Annotated in this window: 25 protein-coding genes; 18 read left to right on the forward strand and 7 right to left on the reverse strand. The window is 67.5% G+C overall.

All coding sequences use genetic code 11. From position 1 onward, the window contains the following. Positions 1–69 precede the first annotated feature (69 nt). From radC to RI032_RS07475, 3 genes are all read left to right on the forward strand, one after another. Entirely contained in the window at positions 70–774 is a 705-nt protein-coding gene (gene radC, locus RI032_RS07465) for a RadC family protein (protein ID WP_322548073.1), read from the forward strand. Positions 775–888: 114 nt separating this feature from the next. Then, positions 889–2,577, forward strand: a complete 1,689-nt coding sequence (argS, locus tag RI032_RS07470) for an arginine--tRNA ligase (protein WP_322548074.1) — start codon at positions 889–891, stop codon at positions 2,575–2,577. A 21-nt stretch (positions 2,578–2,598) separates the two neighbouring features. Continuing rightward, on the forward strand, positions 2,599–3,507 hold the full coding sequence (locus RI032_RS07475; RefSeq protein WP_109815132.1) for an SPOR domain-containing protein: 909 nt from the start codon (positions 2,599–2,601) through the stop codon (positions 3,505–3,507). A 127-nt stretch (positions 3,508–3,634) separates the two neighbouring features. On the opposite strand, the gene RI032_RS07480 is transcribed toward RI032_RS07475, so the two are convergent. Then, positions 3,635–4,387: an SDR family NAD(P)-dependent oxidoreductase gene (locus RI032_RS07480; protein WP_019337645.1), complete on the reverse strand. Its 753-nt coding sequence runs from the start codon at positions 4,385–4,387 to the stop codon at positions 3,635–3,637. A gap of 116 nt (positions 4,388–4,503) precedes the next feature. Between RI032_RS07480 and RI032_RS07485 the strand changes: the two genes are divergently transcribed. Continuing rightward, positions 4,504–4,971 (forward strand): YehS family protein, encoded by a 468-nt coding sequence (locus tag RI032_RS07485; RefSeq protein WP_005411992.1) that lies wholly within the window; start codon positions 4,504–4,506, stop codon positions 4,969–4,971. Here the strand turns inward: RI032_RS07485 and RI032_RS07490 are convergent. Then, positions 4,940–5,827 carry a LysR family transcriptional regulator gene (locus RI032_RS07490; RefSeq protein WP_322548075.1) on the reverse strand — a complete coding sequence of 296 codons (888 nt, stop codon included), beginning with the start codon at positions 5,825–5,827 and terminating at the stop codon, positions 4,940–4,942. The two genes, RI032_RS07485 and RI032_RS07490, sit on opposite strands and share 32 nt — an antisense overlap. Positions 5,828–5,971: 144 nt before the next feature. On the opposite strand from RI032_RS07490, the gene RI032_RS07495 reads away from it, so the two are divergent. After that, positions 5,972–7,120, forward strand: coding sequence for an MFS transporter (locus tag RI032_RS07495; RefSeq protein WP_338141133.1), 1,149 nt, complete (start codon positions 5,972–5,974; stop codon positions 7,118–7,120). Here the strand turns inward: RI032_RS07495 and RI032_RS07500 are convergent. Continuing rightward, positions 7,117–7,815, reverse strand: a complete 699-nt coding sequence (locus RI032_RS07500) for a TorF family putative porin (RefSeq protein ID WP_029380105.1) — start codon at positions 7,813–7,815, stop codon at positions 7,117–7,119. The two genes, RI032_RS07495 and RI032_RS07500, sit on opposite strands and share 4 nt — an antisense overlap. Before the next feature lie 130 nt (positions 7,816–7,945). Here RI032_RS07500 and RI032_RS07505 point away from each other — a divergent pair, with 130 nt between their 5' ends. Further along, positions 7,946–8,383, forward strand: a complete 438-nt coding sequence (locus RI032_RS07505; RefSeq protein ID WP_049403467.1) for a DUF6165 family protein — start codon at positions 7,946–7,948, stop codon at positions 8,381–8,383. 6 nt (positions 8,384–8,389) lie between these two features. Here RI032_RS07505 and RI032_RS07510 read toward each other — a convergent pair whose 3' ends face one another. Together RI032_RS07510 and RI032_RS07515 are read right to left on the reverse strand one after the other, a co-directional pair. Next, complete coding sequence (locus RI032_RS07510; protein ID WP_049403468.1) at positions 8,390–9,067, reverse strand: response regulator transcription factor; 678 nt, start codon at positions 9,065–9,067, stop codon at positions 8,390–8,392. Between the two features lie 190 nt (positions 9,068–9,257). Next, a complete protein-coding gene (locus tag RI032_RS07515; protein ID WP_010486919.1) occupies positions 9,258–9,830 on the reverse strand; it encodes an OmpO family porin in 573 nt (190 codons plus the stop codon). Between the two features lie 211 nt (positions 9,831–10,041). Here RI032_RS07515 and RI032_RS07520 point away from each other — a divergent pair, with 211 nt between their 5' ends. After that, entirely contained in the window at positions 10,042–12,444 is a 2,403-nt protein-coding gene (locus tag RI032_RS07520) for a S9 family peptidase (RefSeq protein ID WP_322548076.1), read from the forward strand. A gap of 91 nt (positions 12,445–12,535) precedes the next feature. Further along, positions 12,536–12,895: a DUF1428 domain-containing protein gene (locus tag RI032_RS07525; protein WP_049455507.1), complete on the forward strand. Its 360-nt coding sequence runs from the start codon at positions 12,536–12,538 to the stop codon at positions 12,893–12,895. Between the two features lie 15 nt (positions 12,896–12,910). Here the strand turns inward: RI032_RS07525 and RI032_RS07530 are convergent, their stop codons facing one another. Together RI032_RS07530 and RI032_RS07535 are read right to left on the reverse strand one after the other, a co-directional pair. Then, entirely contained in the window at positions 12,911–13,603 is a 693-nt protein-coding gene (locus RI032_RS07530) for a hypothetical protein (protein ID WP_010486925.1), read from the reverse strand. Between the two features lie 107 nt (positions 13,604–13,710). Next, positions 13,711–14,604, reverse strand: a complete 894-nt coding sequence (locus RI032_RS07535) for a histone (protein WP_322548077.1) — start codon at positions 14,602–14,604, stop codon at positions 13,711–13,713. Between the two features lie 491 nt (positions 14,605–15,095). Here RI032_RS07535 and RI032_RS07540 point away from each other — a divergent pair, with 491 nt between their 5' ends. The 10 genes from RI032_RS07540 (at position 15,096) to RI032_RS07585 (ending at position 23,612) form a co-directional block, all read left to right on the forward strand. Further along, complete coding sequence (locus tag RI032_RS07540; RefSeq protein WP_322548078.1) at positions 15,096–16,529, forward strand: Do family serine endopeptidase; 1,434 nt, start codon at positions 15,096–15,098, stop codon at positions 16,527–16,529. Between the two features lie 101 nt (positions 16,530–16,630). Continuing rightward, complete coding sequence (locus RI032_RS07545) at positions 16,631–16,996, forward strand: hypothetical protein (protein WP_010486932.1); 366 nt, start codon at positions 16,631–16,633, stop codon at positions 16,994–16,996. 8 nt (positions 16,997–17,004) lie between these two features. After that, positions 17,005–17,475 (forward strand): phage holin family protein, encoded by a 471-nt coding sequence (locus tag RI032_RS07550; RefSeq protein WP_322548079.1) that lies wholly within the window; start codon positions 17,005–17,007, stop codon positions 17,473–17,475. Then, on the forward strand, positions 17,472–17,939 hold the full coding sequence (locus RI032_RS07555) for a hypothetical protein (protein ID WP_019337636.1): 468 nt from the start codon (positions 17,472–17,474) through the stop codon (positions 17,937–17,939). The genes RI032_RS07550 and RI032_RS07555 overlap by 4 nt, the downstream gene beginning before the upstream one ends. 67 nt (positions 17,940–18,006) lie before the next feature. Then, positions 18,007–19,116 carry an AI-2E family transporter gene (locus tag RI032_RS07560; protein ID WP_010486939.1) on the forward strand — a complete coding sequence of 370 codons (1,110 nt, stop codon included), beginning with the start codon at positions 18,007–18,009 and terminating at the stop codon, positions 19,114–19,116. Positions 19,117–19,209: 93 nt separating this feature from the next. After that, positions 19,210–19,677 (forward strand): hypothetical protein, encoded by a 468-nt coding sequence (locus RI032_RS07565; RefSeq protein WP_322548080.1) that lies wholly within the window; start codon positions 19,210–19,212, stop codon positions 19,675–19,677. Between the two features lie 73 nt (positions 19,678–19,750). Beyond that, positions 19,751–20,470: an HAD family hydrolase gene (locus tag RI032_RS07570; RefSeq protein WP_029550770.1), complete on the forward strand. Its 720-nt coding sequence runs from the start codon at positions 19,751–19,753 to the stop codon at positions 20,468–20,470. A gap of 3 nt (positions 20,471–20,473) precedes the next feature. Further along, a complete protein-coding gene (locus RI032_RS07575; protein WP_191850488.1) occupies positions 20,474–21,841 on the forward strand; it encodes a leucyl aminopeptidase family protein in 1,368 nt (455 codons plus the stop codon). Between the two features lie 134 nt (positions 21,842–21,975). Further along, a complete protein-coding gene (locus RI032_RS07580; protein ID WP_010486947.1) occupies positions 21,976–23,079 on the forward strand; it encodes a catalase family peroxidase in 1,104 nt (367 codons plus the stop codon). Beyond that, complete coding sequence (locus tag RI032_RS07585; protein WP_010486949.1) at positions 23,076–23,612, forward strand: cytochrome b; 537 nt, start codon at positions 23,076–23,078, stop codon at positions 23,610–23,612. The genes RI032_RS07580 and RI032_RS07585 overlap by 4 nt, the downstream gene beginning before the upstream one ends. Positions 23,613–23,647: the final 35 nt, after the last annotated feature.

Here is a 23,647-nt window from a genome sequence, read left to right on the forward strand (position 1 = left end):
GCATCGACCGACCCGGGCCCGCGGCAAGCCCCGATGGGAGATGCCGCCGAAGCTGGCGATGATGCAGGCATGCCCATCCACGACTGGCCCGAACAGGAACGCCCCCGCGAGAAGCTGATCGCGCGCGGGCCCACGTCACTTTCCGACGCCGAGCTGCTGGCCCTGTTTCTCGGCTCCGGGTTCGGTGGCCGCGATGCCGTGCAGACCGCGCGCGACCTGCTGCAGGGGCATGGCCCGTTACGGGTGCTGCTCGATCGCCCCGCGCGGGAGCTGGCGCGCCTGCCCGGGCTGGGTCCGGCGCGCAGCTGTACCCTGGCTGCCGGGCTGGAACTGGCCCACCGCTACCTGGCCGCCGAGCTGGAACACGGCGAAGCGGTCGGCAACAACCCGGCCGCGGTCGGACGCTATCTGCAGCACCGCCTGCGGGGGCAGGCACGGGAGATCTTCATGGCCCTGTTCCTGGACAATCGCCACCGCCTGATCGCCTGCGAGGAACTGTTCCACGGCACCATCAACGCCGCACCGGTCTACCCCCGCGAAGTGGTGCGGCGCGCCCTGCTGCACAACGCAGCGGCGGTGATCCTCAGCCACAACCACCCTTCCGGCGACCCGGAACCCTCCAGCGCCGATACCCGCATCACCGACGAACTGCAGCAGGCGCTGGCGATGGTGGACGTGCGCCTGCTGGACCACTTCGTGGTGGGCGAGGGCCGTCCCGTTTCATTTGCTGAACGGGGACTTCTGTCCGCGCCCCAGCCGCGCCTGTTCGGCTGAGCACGGCCCCTTCAGGCGCCATCGGCCGCCCCCACAGGCATGTTCTGGTCAGCGTGGGCGCGGGTATCTGCGCTAAAATGGGCGATTCCGCCGCTCATTCTCACAGCAGGCCTCGTGAAAAATCTCCTCCGCGCCCTGATCAGCCAAGGCATCGAAGCCTTGCGCGCCAATGGCACCCTGCCCGCCGACTCCCTGCCGCCGGACTTCGTGGTCGAGCGCCCGAAGACCCGCGACCACGGCGACTTCGCCACCAACGCCGCGATGCTGCTGGCCAAGGCCGCGCGCAGCAATCCGCGCGCACTGGCACAGGCATTGGTCGAGGCGCTGCCGCGCAGCGAGGACGTCAGCAAGATCGAGATCGCCGGCCCCGGCTTCATCAACTTCCACCTGGCCCCGGCCGCGTACCAGCGCGAAGCCGCCTCGGTCATCAAGGAAGCCCACGACTACGGCCGCAATCTGTCCGGCAATGGCCGCACGGTGGGCGTGGAGTACGTGTCAGCCAACCCGACCGGCCCGCTGCATGTCGGCCATGGCCGCGCGGCGGCGATCGGCGACTGCGTGGCGCGCGTGCTCGACGCCAACGGCTGGAACGCCAAGCGTGAGTTCTACTACAACGACGCCGGCGTGCAGATCGAGAACCTGGCGCTGTCCACCCAGGCGCGGATCAAGGGCATCGCGCCGGACCAGGACGGCTGGCCGGAAGGTGGCTACCGCGGCGAATACATCGCCGACGTCGCCCGCGCCTACATGGCCGGCGCCAGCGTCGACCTGGAAGGCAGCACCGTGGTCGGCGCCAAGGACCCGGACGACATGCAGGCGATCCGCCGGTTTGCGGTGGCCTACCTGCGCAACGAGCAGAACCTGGACCTGGCCGCGTTCGGCGTCGACTTCGACATCTATTTCCTGGAAAGCTCGCTGTACGCCGACGGCAAGGTAGCCGAAGCGGTGGCCAAGCTGCAGGCGTCGGGTCATACCTATGAAGAAGGTGGCGCGCTGTGGCTGCGCAGCACCGACTTCGGTGACGACAAGGACCGCGTGATGCGCAAGTCCGACGGTACCTTCACCTACTTCGTGCCGGACGTGGCCTACCACCTGTCCAAGTGGCAGCGCGGCTACGAGCGCGCGATCACCGAACTGGGTGCCGACCACCACGGCTCGCTGGCGCGCGTGCGCGCCGGCCTGCAGGCGATGGAAGTGGGCATTCCGCAGGGCTGGCCGGAATACGTGCTGCACCAGATGGTCACCGTCATGCGTGGCGGCGAGGAAGTGAAGCTGTCCAAGCGTGCCGGCAGCTACTTCACCCTGCGCGACCTGATCGAGGAAGCCGGCCGCGATGCCACCCGTTGGTTCCTGATCGCGCGCAAGCCCGATTCGCAGCTGACCTTCGACATCGACCTGGCCCGCCAGCAGAGCAACGACAACCCGGTGTTCTACGTGCAGTACGCGCATGCGCGCGTCTGCAGCCTGCTGCGCCAGGCGCAGGAGAAGGGCCTGGTGTACGAACAGGGCAACGGCCTGGCCAACCTCGGCCGCCTGGCCGACGACGCTTCGCTGCTGCTGATGAACGAGATCTCGCGGTACCCGGAAGTGGTGGAGGCGGCCGGCGTGGCGCTGGAACCGCATCTGGTGGCGCAGTACCTGCGTGAATTGGCGCACGCGTTCCACACGTGGTATCACGGGACGCCGGTGCTGGTGGATGACGCCGCCGACCGCAACGCCAAGCTGACCCTGGCCTGCGCCGCGCGCCAGGTGCTGGCCAACGGCCTCGAACTCCTGGGCGTCAGCGCCCCGGAAAAAATGTAAGCATCAGGAGACGCAGTACACATGGCAGCACGACGCGGCAAAAACCAGGCACGACGCAACAGCAGCAGCCAGGGAACACCCGGATGGGTGTGGCTGGTCGCTGGCGTGGCGATTGCAGCCGTGGTGTTCCTGGCGGCGCCGAACCTGTTCAAGGGCGAAGGCGATGGCTTCCTTCGGGCCGGTCCGCAGCCGAACCCGAACGCGCAGCCGGCCCCGGTCGCGGATGCCGACAGCGATGTTGGCGCCCAGCCGGCCGCGCAGCCGGCCACGCAGAAGCCGGCCGAACCGGAGAAGCCGGCCGCCACCCAGTACGACTTCTACACCCTGCTGCCGGGCAAGGAAGTTGAAATGTCCGACGCCGAACTGGCCGCCAGCGCGCGTGCCGAAGACCAGCGCCGAGCCAAGGCCGAAGCGCAGCGCGCGCAGGCGGCTTTGGAAGGCAAGCCGGTTCCGGCCGCCGCCGCTGCACCAGCACCAGCACCGACAGCAACCGCCAGCGTGGCCAGCACCGCACCGGTAACCGCCACCAGCCGTCCGCTGCCGGCACCGCTGAGCGAACGCCCGGCAACGGCAACGCCTCCGGCCAGCACGCCGACGGCGTCGACCAGCAGCGCCGCCGCCACTCCGGCAGCGCGCGCGGAAACCCCGCCGACCGCGGCCAGTACCCCGGCCACTGCTGCACCGGCCGCCGCCGACAACGCCCGCTACATCCTGCAGGCGGGTGCGTTCGGTGCCTCCGGCGATGCCGAAGCGACCAAGGCCAAGCTGGCGATGATGGGCCTGGCGGCACGCGTGGAATCGGCGCAGATCAACGGCAAGACCGTGTACCGCGTGCGCATGGGGCCGTATGGCAGTGCCGGCGAGTTGTCCGAAGCCAAGCAGAAGCTGGACGGCACCGGCCTGCAGGCGATGGCGATCAAGGCGCAGTAAGCCTGCCGCTGTGAACGAAAAAGCCGGGCATTGCCCGGCTTTTTCGTTTCTGTGGAGTCGAGCCATGCTCGGCTGAATCCAGACGAAGCCGAGCATAGGCTCGGCTCTACAGGACCCGCGACGCAGGTCAGCCTTCGCGGGCGACCTGGAAACCGGCGAAGGACTGGCTGACCGGCATCAGTTCAAGGCGATTGATGTTCAGGTGCGGCGGCAGGCTGGCTACCCAGAAGATCTGTTCGGCGATGTCTTCGGCGGTCATCGGGTTGGCGCCGGTATAGAGCTTGTCCGACGCCGCCTGGTCGCCATGGGTACGCACCACCGTGAACTCGGTTTCGGCCATGCCCGGCTCGATCGTGGTCACGCGCACGCCGGTGCCATGCAGGTCCGAACGCAGGCCCAGCGAGAACTGGCTGACGAAGGCCTTGGTGCCACCGTAGGCGTTGCCGCCCGGATACGGGTAGACGCCGGCCACCGAGGAAATGTTGATGATCGCGCCCTTGCGCTCCACCAGCTGCGGCAGCAGGCGATGGGTCAGGGTCACCAGCGCGGTGATGTTGGTGTCGATCATCGTGGTCCAGTCCGACAGCTTGGCGCTCTGTGCCGGCGCGGTGCCCTGCGCCAGACCGGCATTGTTGACCAGCAGATCGATCTCGCCGAAGGCCGGCGGCAGTGCCAGCAACGCGGCTTCCATCGCCACCGGATCGCGGATGTCGAAGGCAGCCGCGTGCACCACGTCCTTGCCGTAGCGCTCGACCAGCGGCTGCAGGCGTTCACCGCGGCGGCCGGTGGCGATCACCTTCCAGCCCGCCTGGGCGAAGCGGTGGACGGCGGCGGCGCCGAAGCCGGACGTGGCGCCGGTAATCAGGACAGTGCGGGTCATCAGGCAACTCCAGGGGGAAAAACCAGACCCCCATTCTGGCACCGTCGGCGGGGGGTTGCGTTGCCTGATCGGCCAGATCCGGCCCCTCCTGCCGGGGTGACCAGTACAATTGGGCCATGATCAACAACGATGTCCTGCGCAGCGTGCGCTACTCCCTGGATCTGGGCGACCACCACGTGGTGACCCTGTGCCAGATGGCCGACCCGGCCTTCGCCGTGGATCCCGAGCAGGTGAAGGCCTGGCTGCGCCGCGAGGACGAAGCCGGTTTCGAGGCGATGAGCGACAGCGCGCTGGCGCACTTCCTCGATGGCCTGATCGTGCACCTGCGCGGTCGCGACGAGAGCCAGCCGCAGCGTGCGGTGGAAACCCGCATCGACAACAACCTGGTGCTGAAGAAGCTGCGCGTGGCGTTCCAGCTGCGCGACGTCGATCTGATGGAGATCTTCGCCAGCGCCGGTTTCAACGTGTCCAAGTCGGAAGTGGGCGCGCTGTTCCGCCAGCCCGGCCACACCAACTACCGGCGTTGCCTGGACCAGATGCTGCGCAATTTCCTCAAGGGCCTGAGCCTGCGCCTGCGCGGCTGAGCACGGCCTCGACGAACGCCCGCGCCGCCGGTGTCGGCAGCCGCTGCCAGACCAGGTGCACGCGGCGGGTCGGGGTCGGCTGCAGCGGAATCTGCACCACGCCCTGGAAGCCTTCGGCAATCAACGTCGGCACGATGCCAACCGCCAGCCCATGGCGGACGAAGCGCTCGATCAGTTCCATCAGATTGACCTCGAAGCGCACCGCATGCGGCAGGCCAGCGGCGGCGAAGGCATCGTCGGTCTGCCGCCGCGCACCAGTGCCGCGCGGGAAGTCGACCAGCGCCTCGTCCTGCAATTCGGTCAATGGCAGCCGCTTGCGCCGGGCCAGGCGGTGCGACGGCGCCAGCACCGCCACCAGGTCTTCTTCCTGCAGCATCTGGTGGCAGACCCCGTCCAGGCGGGCCGAGGGTGACAACCCGACCAGCGCCACATCCAGGTCGCGCGACTGCACCTGCGCGATCAGGTCCTCGCTCTTGTCCACCCGCAATTGGAATTCCACCTGCGGGTGCACCTGCTGGAAGGCGGCCAGCATCGCCACCACGTCGATGCCGGTCAGCGAGGAAATCTGCCCGATCGCCAGCAGCCCGCGCACCTCGCCACTCACCGCCGCCACGTCGGCACGCAGATGGCGCAGGCTGGCCAAGGCCTGCCGCGCATGCACCAGCATGGCCTCACCGGCGGCGGTGGCCCGCACCTGGCGCGGCAGGCGTTCAAACAGCGGCGTGCCCAGTTCCTGCTCCAGTGCGGCGATCTGGTGGCTGAGTGCGGACTGCACCACATGGCAGCGTTCGGCGGCGCGGGTGAAGTTGCCTTCCTCGGCCAGGGCGACGGCAAACTCGAGCTGCTTGAGGTTCACCCTGCTATCTCGTTTCCAGATGACAGGGATGATGATGATTCATTTCCATCATCGCTGCAGCAGGCGGACACTGTGCACCCCGCTTCTCTGGAACACCGCGTGAGTCCGTCCCTCCCCCCTCTGCACCGATGGCAGGTGCTGCTGATGTCGGTGGCTACCGGCGTGGCCGTGGCCAGTAACTACTATGCGCAGCCGCTGCTGCACACCATTGCCGATGCCTTCGGTGTGCCGTTCGGCCAGGTTGGCATGGTGGTCACTGCCGCACAGCTGAGCTATGCCGCCGGACTGGTCCTGCTGGTGCCGCTGGGAGACCTGTTCGAACGCCGCCGCCTGATCGTGGTGATGAGCCTGTTGTCCGCCGGCGGGCTGGTGATCAGTGCCTGTGCGCCGTCGCTGACCTGGCTGCTGGTGGGCACCGCGATCACCGGCCTGTTCTCGGTGGTGGCCCAGGTGCTGGTGCCGTTCGCCGCCACGCTGGCGGCGCCCGAGCATCGTGGTCGCGTGGTCGGCACGTTGATGAGTGGCCTGCTGCTGGGCATCCTGCTGGCACGTACCGTGGCCGGCCTGCTTTCCAGCCTGGGCGACTGGCGCCTGGTGTACGCGATCGCCGCCGGCACCCTGGTACTGACCGCGCTGGCACTGCAGCGCGGCCTGCCGCGCTTCCACCACAGCGCCGGCCTTGGCTACTTCGCGTTGCTGCGCTCGATCGGTGTGCTGTTCGTACAGGAACCCGTGCTGCGCCAGCGCACGCTGCTTGGCGCCTGCAGCTTCGCCATGTTCGCGATCTTCTGGACGCCACTGGCGTTCCTGCTGGCACAACCGCCCTACGCCTACAGCGACGCCACCATCGGCCTGTTCGGACTGGTCGGCGCCGCCGGCACGCTGGCGGCTGGCCTGGCCGGCCGCATGTCCGACCGCGGGCAGACCGGCCGCGCCACCGCCATCGCGCTGGCGCTGTTGCTACTCTCGTGGCTGCCGCTGGGGCTGTCGGCACACTCGCTGCTGGCGCTGCTGGTCGGCGTAGTGGTGCTGGACCTGGCCGCGCAGCTGCTGCACGTCAGCAACCAGAACCTGATCTATGCGCTGCAACCAGCCGCACGCAACCGCCTCAATGCAGGCTACATGACCGGCTACTTCATCGGCGGTTCGCTGGGTTCGCTGTTGTCGGCGCAGGTCTACCAGCGCTTCGGCTGGACCGGCGTCTGCGTGGCCGGTGCCACGGTGGCCGTGCTGGCCCTGCTGCTGTGGCTGCCCGGCGCGCTGCGTGCGCGCCAGGCGGTGTCGTCGAACTAGAAGCTGCCCTGCAGCGCCAACTCCCAACGCCCCCCGGCATTGCCCGGGAACAGGCGCTTGGCCGCACTGTCGGTGTCATGCACGGTGGCGCGCAGTTCCCATGCCGGGGTCAGTGAGGCGATGGCACTGAGCTGTCCATGCAGGTAATCCGGCCCCTGGGCGGTGGCCAGCCAATACTGGCCCACCGCCGCCTCCAGGCGGAACCGCTCGTGCAGCGGTACCCGCACGCCCAACTGGGCATAGGTGCCGCGATGGCCGCCGGCCAATGCATCGCTGGAATGGGCGACCTGCAACCAGGCGCGCTGCTTCCAGGTCACGGTGGTATTGAGTTCGGTCCAGTCCAGCGCGCGGCCGGTGCCCGGGTACATGTAGCGGGTCAGGTTGGCATCCAGTGTCCAGTCCGGGGCCAGCGCACCGGACCAGCCCGCCACCAGGTCGAACTCGCTGCGCGCGCCGTTGTCCGGCTTGAACGAAACGTTGGAGCCCCACACGCTGGCGTACCAACCCGATGGGATCGAAACCTTCGCGCCCGCCTGCACCGCCGGGTCGCCGTCGCTCTGCGAGCTGCCACGCCACACGTAGTCACTGGTCAACGCCGCACTGCCACTGACCTGTACCTGTGCCTGCGCGCTGCCGATTCCGAGCAGCCCTGCCAGGGCGGCCACCACCGCCGCCATCATCCCCTTGCTGTTCACTGCACTGTGTTCCTCGTCGAAGGCGGTCACGCCGCCGGGAACGCAGTGTCGAGGCGGTGGCCGTAACGGATCGAGGGTGCTGCCGGGCCCGTGGCGCAAATTCGGCGTAAATCCCGCGGATCGGGGCCACATGCCAGCAGCGCGGTATCATGGCGCCCTGTTTCCAGGAACCAACCGCGTGGACGCCATCCTGACCCCGGTATCGATCGGCGAGCTGATCGACAAGATCACCATTCTCCAGATCAAGGCCGAGCGCATCGACGATGCGGCCAAGCTGGCCAACGTGCGCACCGAACTGGACGGCCTGCTGCCCTTGTTGCAGCAGCAGCTGCAGGCACAGCCGGCCCTGGCCGCGCTGCAGCAGCAGCTGAAGGCGATCAACGAGCGCATGTGGGACATCCAAGACCAGCTGCGCGACAAGGAAGCGGCCCAGGTATTCGACGATGCCTTCATCCAGCTGGCACGCGGTGTCTATGGCACCAATGGTGAGCGCGTGCAGGTGAAGAACGAGATCAACCGCGTGGCCGGTTCGGCGCTGGTGGAAGAGAAACAGTACCAGGGCGAGTAAGCCCGCTCATCCGCATTCGAGCAGGTGCCGGATGCGGAACAGCTCACCATCGCTGTGGATGCCCAGCTTCTCGTAGGCGGTCCGCTTCTGCGTGCTGACCGTACTGGCCGTGCGCCCGAAGCGCCGCGCCACCTCCCCGGTGGTGCAGCCCTGCAGGACCAGCCGGAGCACCTCGCGCTCGCGTCGGCTCAAGGGCGTGAGCACCGGCGCCGGTGTGCGCCGCATGCGCGATCGGCTCAACTGCGTGCGCAACTCCGGGGGCACGAAGCGGCCGCCACGCGCCAGTACGTCAACTGCGCGCCGCAGCATCTCCGGCGTGGTTCCCTTTGACAGAAAGCCGCGCGCGCCGGCCTGCATCGCCATGGTCACCGTGCTGGCATTGCAGTGCGCAGACAGCACCAGCACCGGCAGCAGCGGCCAGCGCCGCGACAACAGCCGCAACAGGGCCAGGCCCTGTTCGGGTCCGCACGGCGCCAGCAGGTCGATCAGCAACAGGTCGATGCCATCCGGCTGGCGCTGCAGCAGATCGAGCAGATCACCTTCGCGGGTGAAGCTGCCACAGACCTGCACGCCACCGTGCTGGCAAAGCACCACCTCCACCCCCAGGCGCAGCACGGGATGCGGCGCCAGCATTGCCAGGCGGCGGGGCCGATCGAGGGGCAGAGCGGGAACGGCAGGCGGCATCACATGGATCCGACGGTACGAAGTGCCCACCGTAGGCCCGCGCCGGGAGCAGCGGAATCCAATTTATTGCAACGCAGCAGCGGCCCCGGAACATGCTCAGCTGCGGTTTCGGGTCGTCACAACGCAACAGGCCCGGCATGCGCCGGGCCTGTCGAGGCATCTTCAGCGCGCAGGCGCGCCGAGGAAGCTATTACCAGCTGAAACGCGGGCCGACGGTGTATTCCTTGTCGCCGTCGCGGTTCATCTTCAGCTCGCCATTGATGCCCCAGTTCTGGTTCAGCTTGACCTGGCCACCCAGGCGACCGTACCACTGGCCTTCCGGATTGATGCCGTGCTTCTTCGAGAAATCTTCGTAGCCGACCATGCCGTAGACTTCGGCGTGGGCACCGAAGGCGGTGCGGATACCCGCTTCAGCGCTGTAGCCGTTGAAGTCCAGGCCGTGCTTCTGGTCGCGCTTCTGGTAAGCAACGCGGGCAACGAAGTCGGTGGTCGGGGCGATTTCAACGTTGTAGCCGGCGCCGATCTTCCACTGGTCCAGCTTGATGTTGGTGTGGTCGATTTCCTGGCGGCTGTACTCACCGAAAGCGTGGAAGTTCGGCAGGAAGCCGTACGAACCCTTCACGCCCCAGCCGTCGGCCTTGAACGCGTCGATATCGGTCTTGGCGTAGTCGGCTTCGGCGTAGTTGTACGACAGGTTCTCAGCAGCCGAGGCGGTGAACGGCAGGGCAGCGGCCAGGGCCAGAGCAATCAGCGAATTCTTCATGGGGGTACACCTTTTACTTTCTTATGGTGTGCAGCAGCGCCAGGGCGCCATCGCATCGGGAATGTAAATTCTCCGTTATTCGCCACAACGCTCCCTGAAAACAGCGTTCTTCGCATTGCTGAATTTTTTGGCTTGATTCAGGCTGTCTCTGGCATACGCGCGCGGCGCGCGTGCATTTGTGATTCGTCACCAACTGCAACAGGAGGTTGCCTTGCACGTTTCCGATCCGCTGCTGATGCCTGTTCGCGCCGCCCTCCTGGCCTGCGCTTCCCTGTTTCCGATCCATGCTGCGCACGCGCTGCAGGCGGCTGACTACCAGCGCGCCGAACGCGTGCATGACAGTCATCTGCGCGGTGCGCTGCGCAATGCATCGGTCCTGCCCCAGTGGCTGGCCGATGGGCGCTTCTGGTACGAACGCGAAGACACACAGGGCCGGCGCCAGGCGATACTGGTCGATCCAATCCAGGCTACGCGCCAGATCCTGTTCGAACCCGATGCGCTGGACGCCGCAGTTGCACCTCTGGGTGCCAGCGGGCCACGCCTGCGCTTGAACAACGTGCAGGTACTGGATGATGGCCTGCGCCTGCAGTTCAACGGCGAGGCGGAGATCAACTGCCAATGGCCACGCCTGCAGTGCACGGCCGCACAACAGGCGTTGCCGCCGGCTGATGCACTGCCGTCGCCCGGCGGTGATGCCTGGCTGCAGGTACGCGACCACAACCTGTGGCTGCAGCGCTCTGGAGCGGCGCCGCAGCGACTGACCCGGGGCGGTGAAGCTGGGCATGGCTATGGCGTACTGCCGGACTTCACCCTGCGCGGCATTCCACGCCGTCAGGGCCGGATGCCGGCACGACCGTTTGCGGTGAGCTGGTCACCCGATGGCCGTTACGCAGCCGGCATCCGCTACGACGAGCGCGCGCTGCAGGACTATCCCTATCTGGAAAGCAGCCCGACCCACAGCGCGCGGCCGCGCGTGCATACCGTGAAGCTGGGGGTACTGGGCGATGCACAGCAGGTATGCGACAGCCTGTATGTGATCGATATCCCCAGCGGCAGGCAGCATGACATCGCGCTTCCCGAGGGCTGGAACACGCTCAGTGAGGCCGGCATCCTGGGTTGGGACGGCGATCGGTTGTATGCCGTGATCGCGCACTTCGGCACGCCGCGCAGGCTGCGCCTGGTGGAGATCGATGCCAACAGCGGTGCATTGCGCACGGTTGTGGAAGAAGCCAGCGACACTCGCCTCCAGCTCAACGTGTATTCCTACAACCGGCCAGCGGTGGCCATCCTGCCCGGGCAGGACACCGCCGTGTGGTTCTCGCAGCGCGATGGCTGGGGCCATCTGTACCGGGTGCGCCTGTCCGATGGCAAGGTGCTGCGCCAGCTCACCCGCGGCAAATGGGTGGTGCGTGACCTGCTGGGTGTGGACGCTGCGGGTGGCTGGGCGTACTTCAGCGCCGGTGGCGTCGACGGTGGCGACCCCTACGTGCGCGGCCTGTACCGGGTATCGCTGCAGGGCGGTCCGATCCAGCGCCTGGCCGCCGATGGCAACGACCACATGGCCGATGCCGGTACCGGCGCGCTGCTCGGGGGGCGCGCTCCCCAGGCGCTGTCGCCTGGCGGTGGGTATCTGGTGGATACCGTTTCCCGTCTCGACCAGCCACCACGCACCGTGCTGCGGGCCAGCGATGACGGACGTGAAGTGATGGTGCTGGAAACAGCCGATGACAGCGCGATCGTTGCTGCCGGCTGGCGCGCACCACGGCGCGAACGGCTGCTGGCCGCCGATGGACGCACGCCGATCTTCGCCACCGTCTACCTGCCCCGCGACTATCGCGATGATGGCAGCTTCCCGGTGATCGACGCGATGTACGGTGGTTCCTTCATCAGCAATGCGCCGGTGACCTACGCCGAGGCGGTGTCTGCCCTGAATCCGGTATCCCGCGCCAGCCTGGCCGAACTCGGCTTCATGGTGGTCAGCATCGATGCGCGCGGCACCGGTGGCCGCAACAAGGCGTTCCATGACAGCAGCTTCCTGCGCGCCGCCGATGTACAGCTGGATGACCATGTGGCTGCGCTGCGCCAGCTGGGCGAACGCTACCCGGGCATCGACCTGGAGCGGGTCGGCATCTACGGGCATTCGTTCGGCGGCTATAGTGCAGCGCGCGCCCTGCTGCGCTATCCCACGTTCTACAAGGTGGGCGTGGCCTCGGCTGGCAGCCACAATTTCCAGGGTATGTACGGCGGCGCCCTGCACGGCATGGACCGGCTGTTCGGTGGGGTGCTGCCGGCCACGCCCACTGCCGAAGGCGTGCCGGCGCCCTTTGCCGGGCTCGACAATGCGGCACTGGCCGGCAACCTGCGCGGGCATCTGCTGCTGGTCTATGGCGAACTGGACGAGAACGCGCCACCGGCGCTGACCCTGCAGCTGGCCGCCGCCCTGAACAAGGCCCAGCGCAGCTACGACCTGCTGTACCTGGCCCGGCAGGACCACGAACTGTTCCGCAACGACGCCACCTACACGCACCGCATGTGGGACTACTTCGTGCGCCACCTGGCCGGCCAGCAGCCACCGGATACGGTGCTGGCGCCGCTGCCCGGTGGCCCGGGCTGAACAGGCGCACACAGGATGTCGATCCACGACGCCCTGGTTCGTCGGGTACTTGAAGGCCGTGCATGCGGCACGGTCCATCCGGAGGCAGGCAATGAGCTACATCGATGGTTTCGTCCTGGCGGTGCCCACCGCCAACAAGGAGAAGTTCCTCGCCCACGCACGCACAGGAGATCCCGTTTTCATCGAATACGGCGCGCTGCGCGTGGTCGAGTGCTGGGGCGATGACGTGCCGCACGGCAAGACCACCGACTTCTTCGGCGCAGTGAAAGCCACGCCGGACGAGACGGTGGTGTTTTCCTGGATCGAATGGCCGGACAAGCCGACCCGCGACGCCGGCATGAAGAAGATGATGGAAGACCCGCGGTTTGATCCTGCGAAGAATCCGATGCCGTTCGACGGCGCGCGGATGATCTACGGCGGCTTCGTGCCGCTCTACGAGCTGACGCGCTGAACCGGGCGGACGTGCTCAGCGCGCGTCCGTTTCATCGCTGGCAGACGCATGGCCGGCGCCCAGAGCGGCGCCGGCGCCGAGGCCGACACCCCCCATGCCAGCGCCCATTCCGCCACCGCCACCTCCTCCACCCGCACGACCGCCCTTGGCATCGCCCTCGTTGCGGCCCTTGCCGCCGCCACTGGCGCCACCCGGCCGGGTCGGCCCCTGCGGCGGTATCTGCAGGTCGGCCGGAATCGGCGCCAGATCCAGCGCTTCGCGCACGAAGTCGCGCAGCGAGACCACCAGTTCGTGGGTATGTACCGGCCGCCCCTGTGCCAGTTCATTGGCGGCACGCGCGGCCAGCCGCACCTGTTCGTCGGTGCCCAGCAGCAGGATGTCCGACAACGCCGCTTCAACGGCATCACGAATGCGGCGCGCGCGATCCGAACGGGGCTCGGCGATGCCCTCGGCATCCTCGCGCTGGCGCAGGTCACGGCGATGGCTGGGATCCACACCCAGTTCGCCGGTGAACGAACCGCCCAGGGTCTTGTAGGCCGCCATCAGCGTGCGCAGCCGTTCGTTGATCTGCCGGTTCTCGCGCTCGCGGCGCTGTTGCAGGGTCTGCATCACCAGCAGGCGGATGCCCACGCCCAGCAGGGTGATCAGGACCAGGCCGGCCAAGGTGGACAGCACGCCCTGCCAGGAACTGAAGTCGATACCACGCATGCCCGGGGCTCCGGCGGGAACAACCTGCATCTTGCCCCAGACCGCGTCCCAGAAACGCGAAAGGCCCCACCACCCGGGGGGTGGCAGGGCCTTCGGTCACGGCGCGATTACTTGCGCTTGGCGACCTTGCGCACGGCCTTCTTGGCCGGCGCCTTCTTGGCGGCGACCTTCTTCAGCGGCGCAGCCTTCTTGGCGACCGTCTTGCGGGTGGCGGCAACCTTCTTGCCAACTGCCTTCTTGGCAACGGCGGTCTTCTTGCCGACAACCTTCTTGGCAGCGGCGGTCTTCTTGCCGACGGCCTTCTTGGCGACAGCAGCCTTCTTGCCCACAACGTTCTTGGCGGCAGCGGTCTTCCTGGTGGCGACCTTCTTGGTGGCGGCAACCTTCTTGCCGACAACCTTCTTCGCAGCCACGGCCTTCTTGCCAGCGACCTTCTTGGCGGCGACGGTCTTCTTGGCCACGGCCTTCTTGGCGGTAGCGACCTTCTTGCCGACAACCTTCTTGGCGGCCGCGGTCTTCTTGGCAACGGTCTTCTTCGCGACGGCAGCCTTCTTGGTGGCGGCCTTCTTCACGGTAGCGACCTTCTTGCCGGCAGCCTTGGTGGCGGCCTTGGTGGTCTTCTTGGCAGCCGCGGCCTTCTTGGTCACAGCCTTGCCTGCAGCTGCCTTCTTCTTGGCCACTTCCTTCTTCAGGGCAGCGGCTTCGGCCTTGGCGTTCTTCTTGGCGGCTTCCAGCTTCTTCTTGGCGTTGGCAACAGTCTTGCCCACCGACTTGGCAGCCTTCTCGGCCTTCTTGGCAACGGTCTTCTCGACCTTGGCCACGGCCTTCTTGGCCTTGGCAACGCGGGTACCGGCAGCCTTGGTGGCGCGCTTGACGGTCTTCTTGACCGACTTCACTGCGTCTTCGGCAGCGTGGGCGATGGTCTCGCCAACGTTGGTGGCGGTTTCTTTGACGTTCTCGACGGCGTCGGTCACGACCGACACACCATTACCGTTGCTCATGTTGCCCTCCTGGGGGCCTTAAGTATCAAAACGGGGCGATGCTATACCGACATTGACGATCGTGGAACGGGGCATGCACCAGCAATCGCATCTGCTGCGACGGCAATGGTGTAGCCGGGTACCCTCGCGAGCGCAGTGGGGTGACAGGAAACCCCTTTTTTTCAGTGCTGCGCCGCACGATCCGGGTAGCGGCAGGTGCTGCCTGCGTGCACCAGTCCGAATACAGCGAAAGGCGTGCGATATGGCGCATCGCGGCACCAGGATGCGCAGAACTGCGCAAGTATCGGCCTGTATCCACATGCGCTTCGGCAGACGTCGGCACGTTGAGAAGCACGCCCTATGCTGTCGGTACCGCCCCACAGATGGCGATGCCGACCCACGTTCGGGGCGCCGGGTTTTCATGGCGCATTTATCCAGATCGCGACACACTCATTCAGCTTGTTTTACCGTAGGGCCGAACCGCCCCCACCCACGCCAGCGAACCGACTCCCATGCGACCGCTTCCCACCCTGCTCACGCTCGCAATCGCCGCCGCCTTCGGTGGCTTCGTTGCCACCGGCATCAATGCCCACCTGGACAACCGTGCCGATGCCGCGCCGCTGCCAGCGGTGCTGCCGACCACGGCGGCATTGCCCGCCTCGGTAGCCGGACAGGCGGTGCCGTCGCTGGCACCGATGCTGGAGAAGGCGATGCCAGCAGTGGTCAGCGTCAACACCAAGCAGGTGGTGCGCGTGCGCAACCCCTTCTTCAACGACCCGTTCTTCCGCCGCCTGTTCCCGGACATCCCGCAGGAACGCATCAACGAATCGCTGGGCTCGGGCGTGATCATCGACGCCAAGGAAGGCCTGGTGCTGACCAATCACCATGTCATCGACAACGCCGATGACGTACAGGTGACACTGGCCGACGGGCGCACGGTCAAGGCCGAATTCCTCGGTTCGGACCGCGATACCGACATCGCGCTGATCCGCATTCCGGCGCAGAACCTGACCGACATCAAGCTCGGCAACAGCGACCAGCTGCGCGTGGGCGACTTCGTGGTGGCCATCGGCAATCCGTTCGGCTTCAGCCAGACGGTCACCTCGGGCATCGTCTCGGCGGTGGGCCGCAGCGGTATCCGCGGGCTGGGCTACCAGAACTTCATCCAGACCGATGCGTCGATCAACCCGGGCAACTCGGGTGGCGCACTGGTCGATCTGCAGGGCCAGTTGATCGGCATCAATACCGCCAGCTTCAACCCGCAGGGCAGCATGGCCGGCAACATCGGCCTGGGCCTGGCGATTCCCTCCAACCTGGCACGCAGCGTGGTCGACCAGCTGGTCAAGCACGGCGTGGTGGTGCGCGGCACGCTGGGCGTGGAAAGCCAGAACCTGACCGCGCAGATCGCGCAGGGCCTGGGCCTGGGCGAAACCCGCGGTGCGCTGATCACGCGCGTGCTGGCCGGTTCGGCCGCCGCCGCAGCCGGGCTGAAGCCGGGCGACGTGGTGGTCTCGGCCAACGGCCAACGTGTAGACAGCGCCGAAGCCCTGCACAACGTGGAAGGCCTGGCCGCGGTCGGCAGCGCATTGACGCTGGACGTGCGCCGCGAGGGCAAGCAGCTGCAGATCAAGGCAACGTTGAAGGAACAGGCGCGCGCGGTCACCGGCGAGAGCCTGGACCCGCGCCTGACCGGGGCCACCTTCGTCGACCTGCCCGAGTCATTGCGCCAGTCCGGTGTCGGCGGCGTGCTGGTCAGCGAGGTCAAGCGCGGCAGCCGCGCGGCCAGCAACGGCCTGCAGCAGGGCGACATCATCACCGATGCCACGGTGGGCGAATTCGCCGACCTGGCCAGCTGGCGCGCCAACTTCCAGCAGCGCCCGCCGACCCTGGTGATACGCGTGCTGCGCAACAATGGCCAACAGCAGGGCCAGCTCGTGATGCGCTGATCGCCCTGCCGTAACACCCCCTATACCCCGGCAATGCTATTGCTGTCAGTCCAGGTCGGCACCGCCGACACCCGTTCCCCCATCGCAACAGGAGTGATTCGATGAGCCCCACCAATACCGAGAACCTGAAGGAACACCTGGGTGAAGCCGGTTCCCACCTGAAGCAGGCCGCGTCGGCCGCCGGCGGTGCAATCAAGGGTGCAACCGGCGCAGCGACCGACGAGCTTCGCATCGGCAAGGCCAACGTCAAGGCTGAACTGTCCGACAGCGCACTGTCCGGCCTGGCCGCCGCCGAGTTCGGTGGTGCCGCCGCCAAGGAGCAGGTGGATGCGCTGATGGACAAGGGCAAGGACCTGATCGACAGCGCCGCGGAGCTGATCCGTGAACGTCCGCTGGCCTCGTTCGGTGTTGCCTTCGCTGCCGGCTGGATCATCGCCAAGCTGGCCCGCGGCAGCAGCGACAAGTAAGCCGCGGCGTGAGCGAAGACAACGCGCAAGCCCCTGATCCAGCGGCCACCCCGCCGCTGGATGAGAGCATCCGCCAGGTCGGTGCGGCCGGTCGTGCCGCTGCCGATTCGGCCAAGCATACGCTGCGCTCGCTGCGCCGGTTGGCCTCGGCCGACTTCGCGATGGCACGCAGTGCGTTCGGTCGTGCACTGGCCTGGGCCGGCGTGGCGATCGTGTTCGGTGCCTCGGCCTGGCTGCTGATGGCCGCCACCCTCATCGCCCTGCTGCAGAGCTGGGGCCTGAGCTGGCTGCAGGCCCTGCTGATCACCTCGCTGCTGAGCCTGGCCGTCACCGGTTATGCGATCTTGCGGGTGTCCTACTTCTTCCACCACACCGGCATGCACGCTACCCGGCGCCAGCTGTCACGCCTGGGCCTGTTCGACGAACCCAGCGAAGACGATCCCGATGCCGAGGTGCAGCTGCCCGAGGGCAAGCCATGAAGTTCGGCGCGCTGCAACGGCGGGTGAAACGCTGCGAACAGGTGGTGACCGTGCGTCTGGGCGAGACCCAGGACCACTGGTCCACGCTCAGCGACGTCTGGCGAAAAGGCTGGTCGCCGCTGCGCATCGTGGTGGTCGGCCTGGCCGGTGGCTTCATCGCCGGCAAGCTGGAAGTGCCGGGCAAGGTCAACGGTGCCCGCTGGCTGCAGATGGTGGGCTCGGTCTCGAACCTGTTCGCCAGTGCACAGGCGGCGTTCGCCACGGCGATGGCGGCGCAGGCCGCAGCCACCGCCGACGACGCGGCCGAAGAAGCCGACGAGGCCAGCGAACAGGCACAGGCGGCGGCCTCCGCTGCCGAAGCACGGCCGGCACCGGCACCACGCTCAGTGCCGGAGCCAGGACCGGAACCGGACCTGCGCGGACCGCGTCCGGCCGAAGCGGCCACCGAGCTGTCCGAACGTTGAACCATGGAATCCGCCGCGCCGATCGCGGCCGGCGGATAATGCGCTCCCCTTCCCGGTTGGTGCGTCGATGAGCGAGTCCCTCCTGTCCCCGTCACCGGCCGGCCCCGAACAGCCCGACGTTCCGCTGCCGCCCGCATCGCGCCCGCGCGGACCGATGTCGCTGGTGGTGCTGGCCACTCTGGCGGTGGGCTACACCCTGTGGGCGGCACAGGACATCATCCTGCCGGTGCTGCTGGCGATGTTCTTCGCGCTGGTCGGCAATCCGATCCTGCGCCTGCTGCAGAAGCTGTGGATTCCACGCGCACTCGGCGCACTGCTGATCCTCGGCGCCGGCCTGGGCGTGACCGGTTCGCTGGCGGTGCAGCTGATCGGCCCGGCCATGGAATGGGCGCAGGAAGCACCGCAGCAGCTGCGCAAGGTCGCCCGCCAGGTGCAGGACCTGACCAAACCGGTGCAGCAGGCCAACCAGGCGGCGGAAAACTTCGCCCGCGTGGCCGGTGGTGACAGCAACCACAAGGTGCAGGTGATCCGCACCCAGATGGACGACCCCTATCGCATGCTGACCCGCGCGCCGCGGCTGGCCGCCTCGGTGCTGGCGGTGGTGCTGCTCACGCTGTTCTTCATGATCTATGGGCAGAGCCTGCAGCGCGCGGCCATCGCCCTGTTCCCGAACCGCCAGCAGCAGCGATTCACCAGTGACATCCTGCGCTCGATCGAGCGCGAGGTTTCGCGCTATGTGCTGACCATCAGCGTGATCAACACACTGGTGGGCCTGGTGTTCGCTGGCGTGCTGATGCTGCTCGGCATCGGCCTGCAGGAGGCGTTGCTGTGGGGCACTGTGGCCGCACTGCTGAATTTCGCCCCCTACGTGGGCCCGCTGATCGGCGTGGCGCTGATGCTGCTGATGGGCTTCGTCGAGTTCCGCGACCCGCTGCAGGCCCTGCTGCCGGCCGCCGCCTACCTGGGCCTGCACACCTTGGAAGGGCAGATGGTGACCCCGATCGTGCTGGGCCGTCGCATGAAGCTGTCGCCACTGGTACTGATCCTGGCGCTGATGGTGTTCGGCTGGGCCTGGGGCATGATCGGGCTGCTGCTGGCGGTGCCGCTGCTGGTATGCATCAAGCTGGTGCTGGCACGCCTGGACGGCATGCAGGGCTGGGCACGGCTGCTGGAATAACGGCATCAGTAAATGAAGGACGCAGATGGCGGAACCCGAAACTGGGACGAAGTGGCAGACTATGGCCCCCTTTTTTCGGATGGATCCGTTCGGATGATCGCTCTCGCTATGCGTTGCCTCGCCCTGGCCTGCCTTGCCGCTCCCGCGTTCGCCGCTGCACCCCCGACTGCCAACCAGGCACGCACCCAGCTTGCCGACGCGGTGACCTGCAAGCGGCACCTCACGCCCAAGCAGTTCGACGCCATGGCCCGGCTGCTGGCACCGGCCCCGGCGCGGGCGCAGAACGGCGAATCCAGCGGCGAGTTCCGGTTGACCACGCCGCTGATGGTGCTGGGCCAGCCCGTGAACCGTCTGCAGTCGTATGACGGCGACAGCGGCGAGGACGGCATCGACAGTTTCACTGCGTACTTCAGCTCAGCGAGCGTCGAACAGATCGCGGCACTGGCGAAGATGTCCGACCCGGTGGCGGGCACCTATACGAAGGAAGTGGGCCGGCACAACCTGGACGTGCAGCAGTTCGACGGCCAGACCACCATCGCCTGCTCGTACAACCTGCGCTGACCCGGCCCAGCCCCAGCGCCCCCCGCCCGCCGCGCCGCATGAAAGCCCGCGCGGGCAGGGGTAGAATGGCGGGGTGAATTTCCCCGTCCAAGCCATCACCCTCGACCTTGACGACACGCTGTGGCCGTTCGCTCCGATCGGCGCCCGCATCGACCTGGTCCTGCACGAGTGGATGCGTGAAAACAGCCCCGCCACGGCCGAGATGTATCCGGTGGCGGCAATGCGCGAACTGCGCGAGCGCCTGTACCACGCCCATCCGCACCTCCATCACGACCTGAGCGCACTGCGCCGGCTGACCCTGCACGAAGCGCTGCACACCAGTGGCGCCAGCCTGGATCTGCTGGAGCCGGCGTATGAAGTGTTCTTCGCCGCGCGCAATCAGGTCGAGTGCTACCCCGATGCGATCGACGCGCTGGCGCGGATTGCCGCGCGGGTACCGGTCGCAGCGCTGAGCAACGGCAATGCCGATCTGGAGCGGATCGGCCTGGCCCATCATTTCGCCTTCCAGCTGGGCGCGCGCGAGCACGGCGCGGCCAAGCCGGAGGCGAGCATCTTCCACGCCGCCTGCACCCGACTGGGTGTGGCACCGGCACAGGTACTGCACGTCGGCGACCACGCCGACATGGACGTGGCCGGGGCGATCGCCGCCGGCCTGCGCGGCTGCTGGATCAACCGCGACGCAGCCACCTGGACCCATCCGCAGCTGCAGCCGGACCTGCAGTTCGACACCCTTACCGGCCTGGCCGACTGGTTGGACGCCAACCTCGACGCTGCCGCATCCCGGAGTACCTGACGCATGAGCGAGATCACTGGTTTCACTGCCGACACCGCCGCAGCACTGCCGCTGTACGTGCTGGACCGCGAGCAGTTCGCGGCCTGGAAGGACGGCCAGCCGGCCGCCACCCAGGCATGGCTGGCGTCGCAGGGCTTCACCGCCGGTGCCTTCACCACGGCGTTGCTGCCCGGCGCCGATGGCCTGGCCGGAGCGGTGATCGGTGTCGGTGATCGTGCCGATGCCTACAGCTATTCGCATGCCCCGCATGCCCTGCCGGAAGGCAGCGTGTGGCAGCTGGCCAGCGAACTGCCGGCCGCCGAACTGGCGCTGCTGCAGCTGGGCTGGGGCCTGGGCAGTTACCGCTTCGACCGCTATCGCAAGCGCCACCGTGCGCCGGCGCGCCTGGTGGCCGAGCCGACCGGCGAAGTGGCCGACCTGATCGCCGCCAGCCTGCGCGTGCGTGACTGGGTCAACACCCCGACCGAAGACATGGGTCCGCAGCAGCTGGAAGACGCCGCGCGCGCGCTGGCCGACGCGCACGGCGCGCAGGTCGAGGCGATCACCGGCGACGAACTGCTGAAGCAGAACTTCCCGGCCATCCACGCGGTGGGCCGCGCCTCGCACCGCGCACCGCGCCTGGTCGTGCTGCGCTGGGGCAAGGACACCGATCCGGCACTGGTGCTGGTCGGCAAGGGCGTGTGCTTCGATACCGGCGGCCTGGACATCAAGCCGGCCGACGGCATGCGCAACATGAAGAAGGACATGGGCGGCGCCGCGCACGCACTGGCCCTGGCCGGCCTGGTGATGGCACGCGGGCTGCCGGTACGCCTGACCCTGCTGGTGCCGGCGGTGGAAAACGCGATCGGCCCGGATGCATTCCGCCCGGGCGAAGTGATCGCCACCCGCAAGGGCCTGAGCGTGGAGATCGACAACACCGACGCCGAAGGCCGCGTGATCCTGTGCGATGCACTGACCTTCGCCAGCGAGCAGAAACCCGACCTGGTGCTGGACTTTGCCACCCTCACCGGCGCCGCGCGCATCGCGCTGGGCCCGGATCTGCCGGCGCTCTTCAGCAATGACGACAACGTGGCGCAGCAGTGGCTGCAGGCCGGTGATGCGACCCGCGACCCGGTCTGGCGCATGCCGCTGTGGCGCCCCTACCTGCGTTACCTGACCAGCGGCATCGCCGATCTGGCCAACGCCGGCTCGCGCATGGCCGGCTCGGTCACCGCCGCGCTGTACCTGGAGCGCTTCCTGGAAGACGGCCAGCGCTGGGCGCATCTGGATGTGTATGCCTGGAACGACGGTGAGCGCCCGGGCCGTCCGGCCGGTGGCGAAGCGCTGGCGCTGCGCTCGGCGTGGGCGATGCTGAAGGCGCGTTACAGCTGATCGGGTGGGTGCCGACCTTGGTCGGCACGCCGTCCCGGCAATCTTGACGAAAATTTGAATACCGGGCCTGGAAGGGTTCTGCGAGGATGTGTGGGTCGACCACCCACACGTTCCGTGAAGGCAGGACTCCGACCATGTCGCTCTTCCGCTACACCCGCGCTGGCCAGACGCCGGGCGCACCACGCAAACATTCGCCGCTGCCCTGGATCGCACTGATCGCGCTCATTCTGGGTGCCGTCGCGCTGGCCTTCGCCTGGCTGGCCGGATGGATCGGCGACCGCCTGACCGCGCAACGCTTCACCGACACCATCGAGGCCACCGGCCCGGCCCATCCAGGCTTCCGACGCGCGCACAGCAAGGGCGTCTGCGTGAACGGCTGGTTCGAACCGAGCGCGCAGGCCCCTACCCTGTCCAGCGCCCGCGTGTTCTCGCAGCGCCGCGTACCGGTGATGGGCCGCCTGTCGATCGGCGGCGGCGACCCCTACGGCGCCGACAACACCGCACGCGTGCGCAGCCTGGCGGTGCAGATGGTCAGCGATGACGGCCAGGAATGGCGGATGGCGATGAACAGCTTCCCGTTCTTCGCCGTGCCCGATGCCGAGGCGTTCTACGCGCAGACACGCGCCTCCATTCCGGACCCCGCCACCGGCAAGCCCGACCCGCAGAAGATGGCTGCAGTGCTGGCGAAGTACCCCAGTGCACAGGCGTTCCAGCAGTGGGCCAAGACGGCACCGTGGACCAGCAGCTGGGCCGACACCACCTTCAACAGCGTCAACAGCTTCTGGTTCACCAACGCGCAGGGCCAGAAGCGTGCCGTGCGCTGGCGCTGGCAGCCACAGGCGCCGGTGGTGGAGATGGATGCGGAAACGCGCAAGCAGGCCAGTGTCGATTTCCTCAGCCAGGAACTGCAGCAGCGCCTGGCCAGCGGCCCGGTACGCTGGAACCTGGTCGTGACCACCGCCGAGCCCGGTGATGCCATTGATGATCCGTCGGTGCCGTGGCCCGAGTCGCGTGATCAGGTGGTGGCCGGCGTACTCAGCCTGGACCGCATGCAGTCGCAGGAACAAGGTGCGTGCGGCCAGATCAACTTCGATCCGCTGATCCTGCCCAGTGGCGTGCGCGGCAGTGATGATCCGATCCTGGCCGCCCGCTCGGCGGTGTATTCGCAGTCCTTCAACCGTCGCGAACGCGAGCGCGCCAGCGGCAATGTCGAGCAACCGAAGGAGGCCGCACGATGAACACCGGCAACGGCCACTTCAACCTGCTGGCGCGGGTGCTGCACTGGTCCATGGCGCTGATGATCATCGCCATGCTGTTCGTCGGCGTGACCATGGTCGCCTCGTTGCATCTGCGGCCGATGCTGATCGATCTGCACCGCCCACTGGGTATCACCATCGGCGTACTGGTGCTGCTGCGCCTGTACAACCGCCTGCGCCACCGCCCGCCGCCGCTGCCTTCCGACCTGCCCGCCTGGCAGGTGCTGGCAGCAAAGGCCTCGCACTGGATGTTGTACGCGCTGATGCTGGCGATGCCGCTGATCGGCTGGGCGATGCTGTCGGCCGGCGGCTACCCGATCGTGCTGTGGGGTGGCCTGCACCTGCCGCCGATCGTGCCGCACACTCCGGCGCTGTATGCCGCGTTGCGCAATGCGCACAGCCTGCTGGCGTATGTGTTGTTCGCCACGGTGCTGATGCACGTGGGTGCGGCGCTGTTCCACCTGTGGGTGCGGCGCGATGGCGTGTTCCAGGCGATGGCGCGCGGGAAGGATTGATCGGGTTCGCCGGGCGTTCCCGGCGGATCATTTCC

It is taken from the genome of Stenotrophomonas geniculata, assembly GCF_034508895.1.
In the GTDB taxonomy this organism is placed as follows: domain Bacteria; phylum Pseudomonadota; class Gammaproteobacteria; order Xanthomonadales; family Xanthomonadaceae; genus Stenotrophomonas; species Stenotrophomonas geniculata.